Origin of the sequence: Phaeocystidibacter marisrubri, assembly GCF_008933165.1 — a bacterium.
In the GTDB taxonomy this organism is placed as follows: domain Bacteria; phylum Bacteroidota; class Bacteroidia; order Flavobacteriales; family Schleiferiaceae; genus Phaeocystidibacter; species Phaeocystidibacter marisrubri.
On record NZ_WBVQ01000001.1, the window covers coordinates 402,290 to 418,086 of the forward strand.

The 15,797-nt window shown below is 44.0% G+C and carries 12 protein-coding genes; 9 read left to right on the top strand and 3 right to left on the bottom strand.

Features of this window, described 5'->3' with window-relative positions:
- The first annotated feature begins 79 nt into the window (after positions 1-79).
- The 3 genes from F8C82_RS01775 to F8C82_RS01785 all read left to right on the top strand — a co-directional run bounded on the left by F8C82_RS01775 (position 80) and on the right by F8C82_RS01785 (position 4,959).
- A complete protein-coding gene (locus F8C82_RS01775; protein ID WP_170266117.1) occupies positions 80-916 on the top strand; it encodes a sulfotransferase family protein in 837 nt (278 codons plus the stop codon).
- A gap of 12 nt (positions 917-928) precedes the next feature.
- The gene (locus F8C82_RS01780; protein ID WP_151691723.1) at positions 929-2,398 is read left to right on the top strand and encodes a lipopolysaccharide biosynthesis protein; all 1,470 of its coding nucleotides are present in this window, start codon (positions 929-931) and stop codon (positions 2,396-2,398) included.
- Between the two features lie 119 nt (positions 2,399-2,517).
- Complete coding sequence (locus F8C82_RS01785; protein WP_151691724.1) at positions 2,518-4,959, top strand: LamG-like jellyroll fold domain-containing protein; 2,442 nt, start codon at positions 2,518-2,520, stop codon at positions 4,957-4,959.
- Here F8C82_RS01785 and F8C82_RS01790 read toward each other — a convergent pair whose 3' ends face one another.
- Complete coding sequence (locus tag F8C82_RS01790; RefSeq protein WP_151691725.1) at positions 4,960-5,403, bottom strand: DUF2147 domain-containing protein; 444 nt, start codon at positions 5,401-5,403, stop codon at positions 4,960-4,962.
- A gap of 150 nt (positions 5,404-5,553) precedes the next feature.
- Here F8C82_RS01790 and F8C82_RS01795 point away from each other — a divergent pair, with 150 nt between their 5' ends.
- Complete coding sequence (locus tag F8C82_RS01795) at positions 5,554-6,462, top strand: DUF6263 family protein (RefSeq protein ID WP_151691726.1); 909 nt, start codon at positions 5,554-5,556, stop codon at positions 6,460-6,462.
- A gap of 54 nt (positions 6,463-6,516) precedes the next feature.
- On the opposite strand, the gene F8C82_RS01800 is transcribed toward F8C82_RS01795, so the two are convergent.
- Together F8C82_RS01800 and nadC are read right to left on the bottom strand one after the other, a co-directional pair.
- A complete protein-coding gene (locus F8C82_RS01800; protein WP_151691727.1) occupies positions 6,517-7,458 on the bottom strand; it encodes a YihY/virulence factor BrkB family protein in 942 nt (313 codons plus the stop codon).
- A complete protein-coding gene (gene nadC / locus F8C82_RS01805; RefSeq protein WP_151691728.1) occupies positions 7,455-8,306 on the bottom strand; it encodes a carboxylating nicotinate-nucleotide diphosphorylase in 852 nt (283 codons plus the stop codon). Before nadC ends, F8C82_RS01800 begins: the two co-directional genes overlap by 4 nt.
- 63 nt (positions 8,307-8,369) lie before the next feature.
- Between nadC and rlmH the strand changes: the two genes are divergently transcribed.
- The 5 genes from rlmH to yidC all read left to right on the top strand — a co-directional run bounded on the left by rlmH (position 8,370) and on the right by yidC (position 15,773).
- Entirely contained in the window at positions 8,370-8,843 is a 474-nt protein-coding gene (rlmH, locus tag F8C82_RS01810; protein ID WP_151691729.1) for a 23S rRNA (pseudouridine(1915)-N(3))-methyltransferase RlmH, read from the top strand.
- Between the two features lie 47 nt (positions 8,844-8,890).
- The gene (holA, locus tag F8C82_RS01815) at positions 8,891-9,889 is read left to right on the top strand and encodes a DNA polymerase III subunit delta (RefSeq protein WP_151691730.1); all 999 of its coding nucleotides are present in this window, start codon (positions 8,891-8,893) and stop codon (positions 9,887-9,889) included.
- A 79-nt stretch (positions 9,890-9,968) separates the two neighbouring features.
- Positions 9,969-12,296: a TonB-dependent receptor gene (locus F8C82_RS01820; RefSeq protein WP_170266118.1), complete on the top strand. Its 2,328-nt coding sequence runs from the start codon at positions 9,969-9,971 to the stop codon at positions 12,294-12,296.
- A gap of 81 nt (positions 12,297-12,377) precedes the next feature.
- On the top strand, positions 12,378-13,997 hold the full coding sequence (locus F8C82_RS01825) for a CTP synthase (protein ID WP_151692900.1): 1,620 nt from the start codon (positions 12,378-12,380) through the stop codon (positions 13,995-13,997).
- 9 nt (positions 13,998-14,006) lie between these two features.
- The gene (yidC, locus tag F8C82_RS01830) at positions 14,007-15,773 is read left to right on the top strand and encodes a membrane protein insertase YidC (protein ID WP_151691732.1); all 1,767 of its coding nucleotides are present in this window, start codon (positions 14,007-14,009) and stop codon (positions 15,771-15,773) included.
- Positions 15,774-15,797: the final 24 nt, after the last annotated feature.

Below are 15,797 nucleotides of genomic sequence, written 5' to 3' on the forward strand. Positions count from 1 at the left end.
AACATTGTGAACAATAGTACGGATAATTCTTTTCTTGCAGTACTCTTAGAGAACATCAATAACTACAGAATCGTCAATTTTGAAACTGCCTGAATTTATCATTGGAGGTGCTCCAAAGTGTGGAACGAGCTCGCTGTACTTCTGGCTAGCTGCGCATCCGGAGGTATATGGCTCTCCCGTTAAAGAGACCTTCTTTTACTCCGATGCCAAGAATAATTTTGGACCCGGCCCACACTGTTCAAAGGACGACGTTTCTGTTTATGCGAAGTATTTCCAAGCAGCTTCAGCTCATCAAAAGGCGTTTGAAGCAACGGCGCATTATCTGTACTGCGACAATGCTCGAACGGAATTGATGAATCTTCCCACTCAACCCAAAATGATTTTCTTGCTTCGAGAGCCCAGCATGCAAATGTTCTCTCACTACCGCATGATTCGCTATCGTTTGAACGGGAAGCAAACCACATTTGAAGATTACTGTAAAAAAGAGGATTGGCATCGTTTGGCCGACTACTCATTGCATTTGTCGAAGTGGCTAGAACAATGGGGACATGAGCGAGTACGCGTGTATCTCTTTGAAGATTTGATGCGCAATAAAGAAGCCGTTCTCTCTGATATTTCTAACTTCTTAGACATCGATTCGGATTTTTATTCCAACTTCGACTTTGAACATCGCAACAAGACGGTTAAGATAAAATCAGGTGGCTTGCACCAATTTGGATTGAAGGTTCAGCGTTACATTCCTCATGGAGTTCAAAAACTACTCCTTCCTCTTTATATGAAGTTCAATTCAGATGTACTTCCTGAAATGACCGATGCAGAGCGTGCTTTGTTAGCAACGTTGAAATCGGAAAAGAGGGCGGACAGAGAGGAGTTGCAACAGCTCATTCCCTATTTGCCTTTACAATTATGGGATTGATTCGTCCACTTCATGGGTAAAATCAGAAAACAGAGTGTCCTCAACCTCATTGGTCTTCAGCTGGGTCAAGTAATTGGCCTTGTGAATAAGGGGATTCTCTTTCCACTCATCTTTATCGATACCAAAGAGTATTGGGGATTGATTGAGCTGTATTATGGCTATTCCATGATGATTGTTCCCTTGATTCAATTTGGGAATACGCGAATTATCACCCGCTTGCTGCCTAGGTTCACCACTAAAGCGGAAGCCTTGCTCGGGTTCGTGTTCAAGCGAATGACCTTGAACGCCATTCTAGGATTTGGCCTCTTACTCATCTTCCCACAGGAAATTGCCAACTTCACAAAGGACAGTGACCTCTTTCTGAGTTACTACCACTTGTTTGTGATTATGATTGGAGCTGTGTTTATGTTCGATTTGGGACAGTCGATAGCAACGGCACGTCATCAATCACATATTCCACTTTGGGTGAATAATATCACACTGCGACTTTCTTCCACTGCGGTTTTGCTATCTCAGTACTTTTATGGCTTCAGTATGCCGGTCTTTCTATCGGTAATGATTGGTGTCTATGTTCTAAACTTCGGTATTCTACTGTTCTATATCCTTCGCAAGGAGAAGGTGGAGTTGAATACCGATGTGTTTGCGAAAGAAGAGAAGCGTGAGTTCGTGAAATTTGGAAGAGTGATAGGTCTTACCAACGTGAGTTCTACTGCACAGAGTCAGATTATGACTGCTATAGTTGGGGGGGCATTTGGACTTGAGATCGTGGCGATTTTTGCCTTTGCGAAGAACATTTATTCTGTGGTTGAGATGCCCGGTCGCGCAGTGATGAACGCCACTACATCCACGGTTTCCATGATGATGGGAAATCATGAAATGGATAAAGTGGAAGGAGTGTACAAGAAATCAAGTCTTTCCCAATTCTTCCTGGGTGTTTTTATTCTCAGTTTGATTTTGGTGAACATTGATATTCTCTTGAATTTTTTCAAGGACGATAGTTACTACATCGCAAAGACTCTGATCCTCATAATGGGCTTGGGTAAGCTGTTTGATTACATCTCTGGAGTGAATGCCAACATCATTTCTAATTCCGATTTTTATCAATTCAACTTGTATTTCGGAATAGGGAATTTGGTGTTCCAGATCGCATTGGCGTATTTCCTCATCGATGAATATGGTTTAGTGGGAATTGCACTCGCGCTTGCGATGACACTTGTTTTGAGTAATGTGGTGCGAAGTGTTTTCGTTTACATGAAATTTAAAATTCACGGCTTTGAGAAGAGACATGTACCACTTCTGCTGTTTGGTGCTGTAATTCTCGCGATTGCACTAGTCCCATTTCCCATTACTTACACCACAACCATCCTTAAAGATGTGGTGATACTCATAGCAACGCTGTTGTACTTGAAATTCTTTAGTCCGCTTCAAGAGTTTTCAGTCATGTTACAGAAGCTACCTCTCCTCGGAAAACTTTTTAACTAGTACTGTTACTCATCGAATAAGCTGGAAGAATAATGGGGGAGATGAATTCTCGTTGAACGTGAATAATTCTACCCATCGTTTTTTATCTTACATACGTTATCTCTCTAAACGACTGTGTCTTGAAGACCCTTTTCACAACAATTTTTGTTTGCTTCTCTCTGCTGCTATTTGGACAATCTTCCAGTGGAGATGCTTTGGTGGGAACAGGAACCTCCTCGTCTTACCCTCAAAGCACAGGTAGCTCTCTTTCCAATTTGAATTATCCTTTCACCGTTTCATTTTGGATGAAGCTCAATGCCTTCTCGAGTTCAAATAACCCCATCTTTTGTTCCAGTGTGATTTCTGGTGGATATTCTGGGATACGAATTGCTTATAACTCAAGCGGTGAGATAACGGTTTCAACAGGAAACAACAATGGATTCACCTCCTTTGGTAGAAGGACCATCACCGCAGCAGCTCCAGGAGTTATTGGGAAATGGGTACATGTAGCTGTGAATATGACGGGGCCAACCACGGGTTCAATCTATTTGAATGGAAGAAGTCTAACAACTGCAACGAGTGGAACAGGACCTTCTACTTATCACCGTCCAGCTACAGGAACTGTGGGAGTGGGGATGATGGTAAATCAACAGGCTACCAATTACTTGAATGGTCAGTTGGATGAAATGTCTGTTTGGTCACGCACCCTTACGCTTGCAGAAATCCGACAACTCATGTGTCAGAAGCTTCGAGGCAACGAAATAGGACTTGAAGCGTATTGGAGAATGGATGGCACATCCACTACTATTCCAGATTTATCTCCTAACAATAACGACTTGACGTACACCGCGGGGTCGGGATTTTCTAAAGGGATTTCAGCCGCTCCGCTGGGTGATACTAGTGTTTACTTTTATGGGATCGGAACAGTTACCATGACTTCGCCAAGTGGCGTTTCACTAACCGTTTCTAATAATACGGGAGCGCCTGACGGCGTACATGCTTACTTCATTGGTGCTCATCCAGATCAAGATCAAGGTATTGGCTCATTGTGTGATACCATTGGTCACTTTGGTCGGTTTATCGCTACCAATCCGGCGCAGCCTAATATCTCTGGACAGGTGTATATCAATCCTCCTATGTCCTCTATCTATTCCAGGGCACCGGCGAATATGGGAACATGGTCTACCACTGCCGTTACTCAAACCCTGTACTTTTCCGATATCTATCGTGAGTTTCTATTCGATCCAGGCCAGTTTGCCGATTTGGAGTTGGGGCCTTATCCGGCCTGTGATTCAAGTATGCTCACTGCACCTCCGGTGGTGGGGGGAACCTTCCTCTGGAGTACGGGACAAACTACACGGAGAATTCAGAACCCGGGACCAGGAAGGCATTGGCTGACACTTACAACCAATTGTAAAACCGTAACCGACACCTTTGAGGTTTTTAGAGATACTGTCCTTGATGGGAATGCTTTGCCAGATTCGGCGTTTATGTGCGGGAACATAGGTTCAATTTCGGTCTATCCCTATGTGAATCGACCGCCTATTGATACTGTGTATTGGACTGATGGGGTGAGCGGAGTAACACGAACGGTGAGTCAGCCGGGTTGGTACTATGCCTACACAGGGCAGTCTAATTCGTGTTGGTATTACGATTCGATTTATGTTGCATCTGCTCAAAGTCAGAATTTCTCATTGGGAAATGATACCACGATATGTATTGGTGATGCCATTACTTTATCCATACCCAACTCAGCTCAAAATATCACTTGGAGCACTGGGAGTTCCGCAAATTCCATCACGGCTTCCCAACCGGGAACCTATTGGGTGACCTTTGAATGGAACTCTTGCTCTATGGCTGATTCACTTACCCTAACTACAACGAGCATTACTGCTTCCGTTACGGATACCAGTACCTTCTGTACAGGAGGTAGTGTTGTCTTGTCGGTGGCCGCTGCTGGAATGGACAGTGCCTATTGGTCCAACGGCCAATCTGGAACCTCCATTACAGTAACCAGTGGAGGAACATACTGGGTGCAAGCTTTCAATGGAGGCTGTTTTGATTACGATACCGCTTATGTATTTGAGCTTACTGGGTTGACCAATGCTCCCGATGTGTCGGTTAACTTGTGTCGGAATGAATCGGTGGATTTGACTGTGCGCGGAGTCATTGACGATCTCTACATCAATAACATTACGTGGTCTAACGGTGATGTGGGGGAATCTACAACCGTTACTACGCCAGGAATTTATACAGCAACAGGAACAACGCCATGTGGTTCCTATAATGTTGATTTCTTTGTAGACGAAGTAATCTGTGAACCCATCGTTTATTTCCCAACGGCGTTCACCCCTAATGGAGATGGACTCAATGACGTATTTGAATTCAGGTTTGAAGGTGTAGCTGAATTCCGGTTGGTGATTGTTGACCGCTGGGGGAACGTAGTGTTTGAGACAACAACCAATGGCGATTACTGGAATGCGGATGGTTCTCCGCTAGGTGTCTATTCGTATATCCTGACGGGAAAGTCGTACATCGACGAGACCTTTACCCGTTCAGGATATGTAACCTTGTTGAGGTAATTACTTGCTAGATCGCGTCCAGATGGTACTTCTACCAATCAAGCTAAACCCAATGTAGCCCTTTAGGAAAAGCTTTCCGTCGTTTTGGATATAGCCATAAAGTGAATAGGTACTTCCAGAACGCGGATCGTAAATTTCACCGTCGTCGTACTCTTGATCGTCGGCATCCCAAACGAGATTTTTGAGGATGTTAATTCCGATTACTCGTCGGTTGCGAAGGCTTTCGTCCGGGTTGTTGTTATCTCTATTGGGAGAAGAACCGTCTTCTTCTTTGTCGTTTTTCAACCAAATGATCTTTCCGAAATACTTGCCATTTTGCTTGTAGATTTCAACCTTGGCATCTCCAGGTTCATTGAGCCACACACCTAAAATGGCGTCTGGGTTTTGTGCAAGTGCTGAGAGGCTAATAAATAAACTTGCAACCAGTGTTAGGGCATACTTCATAGTGCAATATTCAGTTTTAAATGATGTTCTCTAAGGTAGAAGTTCTAAAAGGGAATTGAAAAGTGGAAGAGCAAGAAAAAATACGGTTTTTGAAGACTTTCACTTCTCAACCCTATCTTCGCCATGCCAGAATAACTAATTACAACATTGATGACTCTAAGATCTGCACTCGCATGGGTTCCTGCTGTAGGCGCCATGCTATTTTTGAGTTCTTGTTCGCAAGAACCTACTACCCTTCGCCTTAATCTCAACGAGAATTACAAGGCAACAACTACCTCGGAATTAGACATGAAAGTAGCAATCACCAACCTTATGAACAATGAGGTGAAGGAGATGAATACTCAAATGGAATTCGCCTTGGGTATTGAAGGAATGGCTCCCACAGAAGAGGGGAACCAATTGATGAAAATGACCATCGGTAGAGTTCAAATGGATATGTCAATGGACACCATGAATGTGAACTACGATAGTGATAATGTGGATCATGAGTTGTCTAATGAAGAAAAGACCTATCACTCTATGGTGGGTTCTGAGATTGAAATGGAATTGACCGATCGCGGAAACCTTGTAGGCATCGCGAACATGGAATCATTCGTTGACAATATGATTGACAAAATGGGCTATGCAGATTCTGCTCAAGCTCCAATGATTAAGGCAATGATGATGAATCAAATGACCGGTGATCAGATTCAATCTCAATTTGGCTTGAACAACATGTCCTACCCAGAAGAAGCCGTTGAAGTAGGCTCAACTTGGGTGACGGATGTAGCAATGCAAAGCGTTATGCCGTTGAATGTGGTAACCAATTACACTGTAAAAGAAATTACTGAAACGACAGTTGTACTTTCATCAGAAGGTGTGGCTGAAGTGGCTGAAGGTGGTATGCCGGGAGTTGAAATCAGTGGAACCATGAATGGAACCATGACCATTGATAAAGCTACGGGCTGGATTCAATCGTCAGAGGGAACTATGGACTTCACTTCTCAAATCAATATGGGCGCCAACAACATGGAAATGAAGATTGGTGGTGGATATAAAATGAGTACTACGGTAGAGTAAGTCCTCCATTTTTGGAAGCAAAATAAAATCCCGACTCATCGAGTCGGGATTTTTTTATTCCAGAGTATCCAGCCTGTTCCTTCGCTTTTTTGCTCCCGCAATACTTGCGTTCAATTCGAATCCCACAATGAGTCCGATGGAGTTGATGTAGATCCACAACATAATTACGAGCAAAGCACCAATGGAACCGTAGAGTCGGTTGTAATTGGAAAAGTTGTCTACATAGAAGGAGAAGGCGAAAGAGGAAAGGATGATCAAAACTGTAGCCATGATGGCGCCAGGTGAAAACAATCGCCATTCTCTCTTTTTGGACGGTCCATAGTAGAAGATCATTGAGATGGCTAGGAACATAACGACCATCAAGATGAGATAACGACCGATTTGAATGAGGTCGGTGAAACGCTCGGGGAGGTATTCCTTAGCCACCATCCACTCGGTGAAGTTCGTACTGAATAGAACGGCTGCAACTCCAATGATAATCAACAATCCCAATACAACGGTTAGTCCAAGAGCAACTAGGTATTGCTGCCAAAAGGCGCGTGATTCCAGTTGGTGGAAGGAGATGTTAAAGTTGGATATGAGCGACATGGTTCCATTTGTCGCAAAGAAAATCGTTGCGATGAAGGTGTAGGAAAGGAGGTCGGCTCTTCGATGGGTGAGGATGTCTTCTATGGTGCTACTTACCAATTCGTAGGTAGTTGGCGGTAACACCTCTTTTAGGATGAGGAAGATTTCCTCGTTCATTCCGTCGATAGGAATGTATGGAATGAGGTTGAAGATAAAGATGATAGCCGGAAACATCGCGAGAAAGAAGCTCCATGAAGTAGAACCTGCTCGCGTTGTAATCACCCCTTCAAATAGACCTTTAAAGAAGAAGCTACTTACGTCAAATAGGCTTAGCCCATCAAAAAATGGAAGGATGATTCGCTTGGATTGCTGAATGATCCCCTGCCAAATGGAAAGGCCATATTCCTTTATTTGATCGAGTGTGCTCATATAGCTTTAAAGCTCATGTCTAGTCCGTATACACTATGTGTTAATGCACCTACAGAAATAAAGTCAACTCCGCATTCTGCATAGGAACGAATGGTGTTTTCATTGATTCCTCCAGAACTCTCTACTTCTAATCTACCGTCAATTAAAGCCACGGCCTCTCGTGTGAGCTCCGTAGAAAAGTTGTCGAGCATAACGCGTTGCACTCCCGAACAAGCCAAAACTTGTCGAACTTCATCCATATTTCGCGTTTCCACTTCAATAGGAATGCTCAAATTCTTTGCCTTCAAATAGTCAGTGGCACTTTTTACCGCCTCGGGAATCCCACCGGCAAAGTCGATGTGATTGTCTTTCAACATAATCATATCAAACAACCCCATCCGGTGATTCGTTCCACCGCCCTGAACAACAGCCCATTTTTCGAGATAACGAAGTCCCGGAGTTGTTTTTCGCGTGTCGAGCACCTTTGCCTTGGTCCCATCGATCAGGCGTACAAAATGGTTTGTTTTAGTGGCAACTCCACTCAATCTTTGCATGAAGTTGAGCAAGAGTCGTTCGGCTTCCAAAAGGGAAACAGTGGGGCCTTCGGCGATGAAGACTACATCTCCTGGTGAAACTGCTGTTCCGTCTTCAATGAAGCGTTCAACAACAATGGAGTTATCCACCTGATGGAGGATCATTTCAGCCAATTCAACACCGGCTACAATTCCACTTTCTTTTATCAAAAGGTGAGCTTTGCCAATATGGTCTTTCGGAATACAGCACAGAGCGCTGTGATCACCATTGCCAACATCTTCTCTTAGCGCTTGATCTATAAGTCTTTCGAGATGTGGAATGTCTTTTAGCTTCATTGGAACAGGGGTTTTTCGCTATCATTGCAAAGTACATAACTTTCATTCCAAAGAGACAAATTCATGGATATCGTATTGCGCGTAATGGGAAAAACTTCTGAATCTTATCTGAAAGAGGGCATTGAAGTCTACCTAAAGCGACTAAAGAGGTACGCGAAGTACTCTATACAGGAGATTCCAGATTTAAAGGGGATGAAGAACCGCAATGCTTCAGAGCAGAATATTGCGGAAGGGCAGGAGTTGCTAAAAACCATTGGTCCTTCGGATTTTTTAGTGCTCTTAGATGAGAATGGCAAGCGCTATTCGAGTAGAGGTTTTTCGGAGCAACTGCAGAAATGGATGAATGCAGGTCCTTCTACGATTGTATTTATGGTCGGCGGGCCCTTCGGATTTTCAGATGAAGTTTACGCTCGGGCCAATGCCTTGTTGAGCTTGAGTGACATGACGTTCAGCCATCAGATGATTCGCCTTTTTTTCACGGAGCAGATTTACCGTGCTTTCACGATTTTCAAAAACGAACCTTATCATCACGATTGAGGTTTCAATCTTGATACAAAAGTCAATCCTTCCACTATCTTTGGCCCATGACCTTTGAGGCAATTCAATCTGAACTAAATAAGAAGATCTATCGCCCCATCTATTTTTTGATGGGCGAGGAACCGTATTTCATCGACGCGATTGTCGACAGAATAGAGGAGGAAGTACTTGACGAATCCGAAAGAGGTTTCAACCAAAGTGTACTTTACGGCAAAGACGTTTCAGCTCAAGATATCATATCAGAGGCCAAGCGCTTTCCCATGATGTCGGACAAGCAGGTGGTGGTGGTGAAAGAAGCTCAGCACATTCGAAACATAGAGGATTTGAAATCCTACGCAGAGCAGCCGCAGCCCAGCACGGTTTTGGTGATTGCTTACAAGTACAAAAAGCTAGATAAGAGAAAGGCCTTGGCGAAAGTACTCGCGAAGAGTCACGTACTCTTTGAAAGCAAGAAGTTGTACGATAATCAAGTTGCAGATTGGGTGTCCAATATGATTCGTGAAGGCGGTTACAAGGTTTCACCTAAGGCCGTAGCCTTACTCACAGAGTTTGTGGGGAGCGACTTGGGGCGGATGAATCAGGAAATTGAGAAACTGATGCTCGTTGTGCCGAAAGGTGGAGAGATTTCAGCGGATGTGATTGAGCGCAACATCGGTATCAGCAAAGATTATAACAACTTCGAATTACAAAAGGCCCTTGGTGAAGGTGATATCCTCAAGGCCAATAAGATTGTGCACTACTTTGCACAAAATCCTAAGGACAATCCACTGGTGGTTACTATTTCATTGGTATTTAGCTTTTTCACCAAAGTGATGATTGTTCACTCCCACCCAGGGAAAAGCCCACAAGAGATTGCTGGAGCACTCCGAGTAAATCCCTACTTCGCAAAGGACTACTTGCAGGCCGCCAAGCGCTACAACATGAACAAGTGCTTGCGAATTGTTGGCTATATCCGAGAAGCTGATGGAAGATCCAAAGGACTAGGGGGAGGAGATATTTCGCATGAAGATATTTTAAGAGAATTGCTCTTTAAGATTCTTCATTGACAAACCTACTGACCTATTTTGTCGTTAGCCTCGTATGGTTTCCTATTTTTGGAGCCTTCTGCTTAAGAAACTTGTATTGATGAATTACCCCAAAACGAGACTTTTAGTCACAGTTTTAATGTTGCTCTCCGGAGTGGCAGCGCTAGCTCAAGGTACCATTCGTGGTAATGTTTATGAGAAATCTTCACAAGCTCCGCTTCCTTTTGTTGGCGTAAAGATTGTTGACAAACCGGGAGGCGCCGTAACCGATATTGACGGTTACTTCCAGATTAATGAGCTCGAGCCAGGAACCTATACGCTTGAGGTGAGTTATATTGGATATGTAACGGAAACCCGCGAAGTGACCGTCCGTGGGAATAAAATTAATACAGTACAATTCTACTTGGAAGAATCTTCAGAGGTGTTGGCTGCAGTAGAAGTGAGCGCTGAACGTCAGGTTCGCCAAACGAAAGTTCTTACTGCGGTGACGAACCTCTCCATGAAGAATATTCAGCAGTTCTCTATTGGAGGTGAACCGGATTTGGTGAGAGCCCTTCAGGTATTGCCAGGGGTTGTAACTACAGGTGATCAAGGAGGTCAGCTTTACATTCGAGGAGGTGCACCTATCCAGAACCTTACTTTGTTGGACGGGATGGTGCTTTACAACCCTTTCCACAGTATTGGTTTCTTCTCTGTTTTTGACACAGATATTCTCCGCTCAGCTGAAGTGTATTCAGCCGGATTCAATGCCGAGTATGGGAGTAGAAATAGTTCTGTTTTGGATGTTCGTACGAGAGCGGGTAACCGTCAGCGAGTGGCTGGTAAAGTAAGTGCGAGCACCTATATGGGGAAGGCCTTATTGGAAGTTCCGATCGGCAAGAAAAATTCGAACGGCTTTTCTCCGATGTCGGCATTGGTGAGTTACAAAAAGTCTTTTCTCTCTGAAAGTTCAAAGTTGTTCTATCCCTATGTAAATACGGAGTACAACGGACTTCCTTTTGAGTTTGAAGACGTTTATGGTAAGTTTTCATATCAAACCAGCACGGGGTCTGAAGTGAACTTTTTCGGTTTCAACTTTTCAGATAATGTACAGTTTGCTGGAAATAGAAGCATTGGTTGGGATAGCTATGGCTATGGTGCCAACTTCACTGCTGTTCCTCCTTCTTCACGAGTGATTATCTCAGGTAATTTTGCCTTTAGTAACTACGATATTGCATCGAATGAATATGAGGGTCGTCCGCGTAATAGTTCCATTTCAGGATTCAATGGCGGACTCGATTTCAAGTATTTCTTGCGTGACTTCGACGAGTTGCGTTATGGTCTCGAAGTAATCGGTTACAATACAAACTTTGCTTACACCAACAGTGCAGGTCGAGTGCTTTCTCAGGAACAAAACACGTCAGAGATTGGGGCTTACTTCCAATACAAACTCGAGGCGGGGCGATTCTTGATTGAGCCGGGATTGCGCATGCACTACTACAGTACGCTTTCTAAGTTTAGAGTTGAGCCACGTATCGGTATGAAGTACAATGCAACAGAGTGGTTGCGATTTAAGGGTGCTGCCGGAATGTATTCCCAAAACCTTTTGGCCGCTACCAGTGATAGAGATGTGGTTAACTTGTTCTACGGATTCTTGTCGTCTCCTGACGAGAAGCCGTATTCGTACGACGAATCACTAGACGATACGCGTTTGCAAACGGCGAATCACTATGTACTCGGTACCGAAATCGATTTATTGAATAACCTCACTTTAGATTTAGAAGGGTACATCAAAGATTTTCGTCAGGTGACTACCGTTAACCGAAACAAGATTTACCCAGATGATCCTTCGTACAGCGATAGAGATGCTTACTACCGCAAGAGCTATATCACCGAGCATGGTTACGCCTACGGCTTTGATGTGTTGATGAAGTACAACACGCGAAAGTGGAGTCTTTGGGCGACTTACTCTTATGCTAAGGTTACCCGTGATGACGGTAAACAAGTGTACAATCCTGTTTTTGACAGAAGACACAATACCAACATCGTAGGGACGTACAGATTTGGTAGTGATTTGAGTTGGGAAGTAAATGTCCGTTGGAACTTGGGTACAGGTTTCCCTTTCACCCCAATTGCAGGGTATTATCAGCAGTTGCCATGGACTCAACCAGACGGTGCTCCTGATGTGTCTTATCCGTACACTACGGAGAATGGATCCGTTGGTACATTGTATGGCGATCTCAACAGTAGTCGACTCCCAACGTACCACAGAATGGACGTGACCATTAAGAAAGCATGGAAGTTTGGCGATCACCAAGCATTGGAAGCTTCATTTGCTGCAACCAATGTTTACAACCGTGCTAACATCTTTTATTACGACACAGCAGAGCGTAAACGCGTGAATCAGCTTCCGTTTATGCCTACGTTAATTGTCTCTTACAGTTTTTAATGTCAGAAAGGACCCAAAGTAGGTTTTGGGTCCCAAGGCATTTCCCTATTTTTGCCGAGATTTTTTGAAGCGAGCAAGATTATGGGGCAGTCCAACACTAAGTACATTTTCGTAACCGGAGGGGTTACATCTTCTTTGGGTAAAGGAATTATTTCATCTTCCTTAGCCACCTTGCTTCAAGCGCGAGGTTATTCTGTAACCATCCAAAAGTTGGATCCCTACATCAATATTGATCCGGGAACCCTTAATCCCTACGAGCACGGTGAGTGTTTTGTTACGGACGATGGGGCAGAGACCGACCTAGACTTAGGTCACTACGAGCGATTCCTAAACCGTCCTACCTCCCAGGCCAACAACGTTACTACAGGTCGTATCTATCAATCTGTGATTGACAAAGAGCGTCGTGGAGATTACTTGGGCAAAACGGTTCAAGTTATTCCTCACATCACAGATGAGATAAAAAGTCGAATCAAAAAACTAGGCAATACGGGTGAGTTCGAAATTGTAATCACCGAGATTGGTGGTACAGTGGGTGACATTGAGGCATTGCCTTACATCGAAACTGTTCGTCAGTTGCGTTGGGAGTTGGGAAGTGACTGTTTGGTGGTTCACTTGACCTTGGTGCCTATGTTGGGTGCTACAGGTGAATTGAAAACCAAGCCCACACAGCACTCTGTGAAATTGCTTCAAGAGAGCGGTGTTCAACCGGATGTGCTCGTTTGTAGAAGTGAGCATCATTTAGGAGACGATATTCGTCGCAAGTTGGCCCTGTTCTGCAACGTGACGAAAGAAGCCGTAATTGAATCTCTCGATGCCGAGACGATTTATGAGGTTCCAGTATTGATGCGCAAGGAAAAACTGGATGAGGTTGTTCTTCGCAAATTGGAGCTACCGGTTACGGGAGAGCCTGATTTGTCGCGTTGGAAAGATTTCCTTTACAAATTGAAATACCCGAAGCACGAGGTTGAAATTGGCCTCATCGGGAAATACGTTGAGTTGAAGGATTCGTACAAGTCTATTTACGAAGCTCTTGTTCATGCGGGAGCACACAATGAAACGACTGTAAATGTTCGCTGGATTCACAGTGAGGATTTAGAGCCAGATAACGTTTCGAGACTGTTGCGAGACCTTGATGGAGTTCTTGTAGCACCAGGTTTTGGGGAGCGAGGATTTGAGGGGAAGATCGAGGCAGTTCGCTATGCAAGAGAGAATGAAATTCCATTCTTTGGGATTTGTTTCGGAATGCAAGCTTCCGTTATTGAATATGCCCGCAATGTGCTGAACAAGCCTGAGGCTAACTCAACAGAAGTTAATCCTAATACTCCTGACCCTGTTATCGACCTTATGGAAGAGCAAAAGCAGGTTAGCGATATGGGGGGAACCATGCGTTTAGGAGCACAAGCATGTGACCTTGATGAGGGAAGCAAAGTATTCCAAGTATATAAGAGAAAGCAGATTTCAGAGCGTCATCGTCATCGTTTTGAATTCAACAATGCTTACCTCGAAGATTTGAAGAATGCCGGTTTACGCCCAAGTGGTGTCAATCCTGAAACCGGTCTAGTTGAAATTGTAGAAATCGATTCTCACCCTTGGTTCATTGGTGTTCAATTCCACCCAGAATACAAGAGTACAGTGGCAAATCCACACCCATTGTTTGTTGGATTTGTTGGCGCTGCTGTAGAATATGCGAAGAATCAGTAATAAAATGTAATGGAGAACAAACCCTCCTTTGATAAAACTCAAATCATTGGTCTAGTACTGATTGGTTTGATTTTCATGTATTTCTCATTCACCAATTCTAGTGATGAGACTCCCGCAACTCCTCAAGAGCAGCCTGCCGAAGTATTAACGGAAGAAAGTGTTGTTGTAAGCGATACAGCTATTGCCGTTGATACCTTGCGCACGCCAGATACTACTGCAGTACTTGAGCGAGAAGTTCAGACGTATTCTATCGAGAACAATGTATTGAGCTTTACGATTTCTGATCGAGGTGCTCAAGTGGTTGAAGCTCTTGTAAAGGATTACCAAACGCACGACTCCATGCCTCTTTACATGGTAAAGGAGAATCAAGTGATGGATTTCACTTTGGGCGATTGGAATTCTGGAACGGCTTGGTTTGATGTGGTGGAGAACACAGCTACATCACTGTCGCTTACTACGACTACGCCTAATGGACCCTTAACCTTGACTTGGTCGCTTCGTCCAGATGAGTATCAAGTGGACTTCAAAGTGAGTGGTGCAGTAGATTCTCCGAAGCCGCTTTCTTTAGATTGGGATGTTTCGGCATTCCAACACGAGAAGTCGCTGGATCTTGAGAACCAGAAAACAGGTGTTTCCTACTGGGAGATTGAAGATGGAGACATGGAATCTCTTTCTATGTCTGGTGATGATGTTGAATCTAGCAAGAATCTACGCTGGATCGCCAATTCTCAACAGTACTTCTCTCAAATCCTTACCGCTCAAGGTAGATTTGACAGTGCAACCATGGGCGTACGCATGTTGAGCGTTCCTGGGTACACCAAGCAAATGAACTCTTCCATTCACATCCAAACTGTAAATGGGAAGTTTGAGGTTCCTATGTATTACTACGTAGGTCCAAATAAGTACCACATCCTCAAAGAATACGACCAAGAGTATGATCAACTCATCGACTTTGGATGGGGAATCTTTGGTTGGATTTCACGTGGCGTAGTTGTGAAGGTGTTCGACTGGTTGAATGGCTACGGATTGAACTATGGCCTCATCATCCTTTTGATGGCTTTGATGATCAAGATGGTGTTGATGCCATTTACTTTCACTTCGTATCGTTCCATGGCTAAAATGAGAGTTCTAAAGCCAGAAATTGACGAGATCAACGAAGAGTATAAGGATCAAGATCCGATGAAGAAGCAACAGGCGGTTATGGAACTCTACCGCAAAGCGGGTGTAAATCCATTGGGTGGTTGTATCCCTCAGTTGTTGCAGTTGCCTATTTTGATTGCAATGTTCCGATTCTTCCCAGCGTCCATTGAGCTTCGTCAGCAAAGCTTCTTGTGGGCTTCGGATTTATCAAGCTACGATTCAATTTTGCGCTTGCCGTTTGAAATTCCAATTTATGGAGACCACGTGAGTTTGTTCACCATTTTGATGGCGATCTCTACTTTCATGTATTCGTACATGAACCAGCAACTTACAGGTTCAAATAGCCAAATGCCTCAAATGAAGGTAATTATCTACCTCATGCCATTTGTGATGTTGTTCTTCTTTAACAATTATCCAGCTGGTTTGTCGTACTATTACTTGGTAGCCAACCTCATCACCTTTGGTCAGCAGTTTGCCATTCGTTCCTTTATTGATGACGATGCCATTCACGCTAAGCTCCAAGCGAATAAAGAGAAGCCGAAGAAGCAAAGTAAATTCCAACAGCGCTTGAACAAGGCGATGGAAGAACAGCAAGGAGGCGAAGGAAACCGCCGCATGCGTCGCATGAATAAGTAATGCGAATTCGCATTCAACACTGTT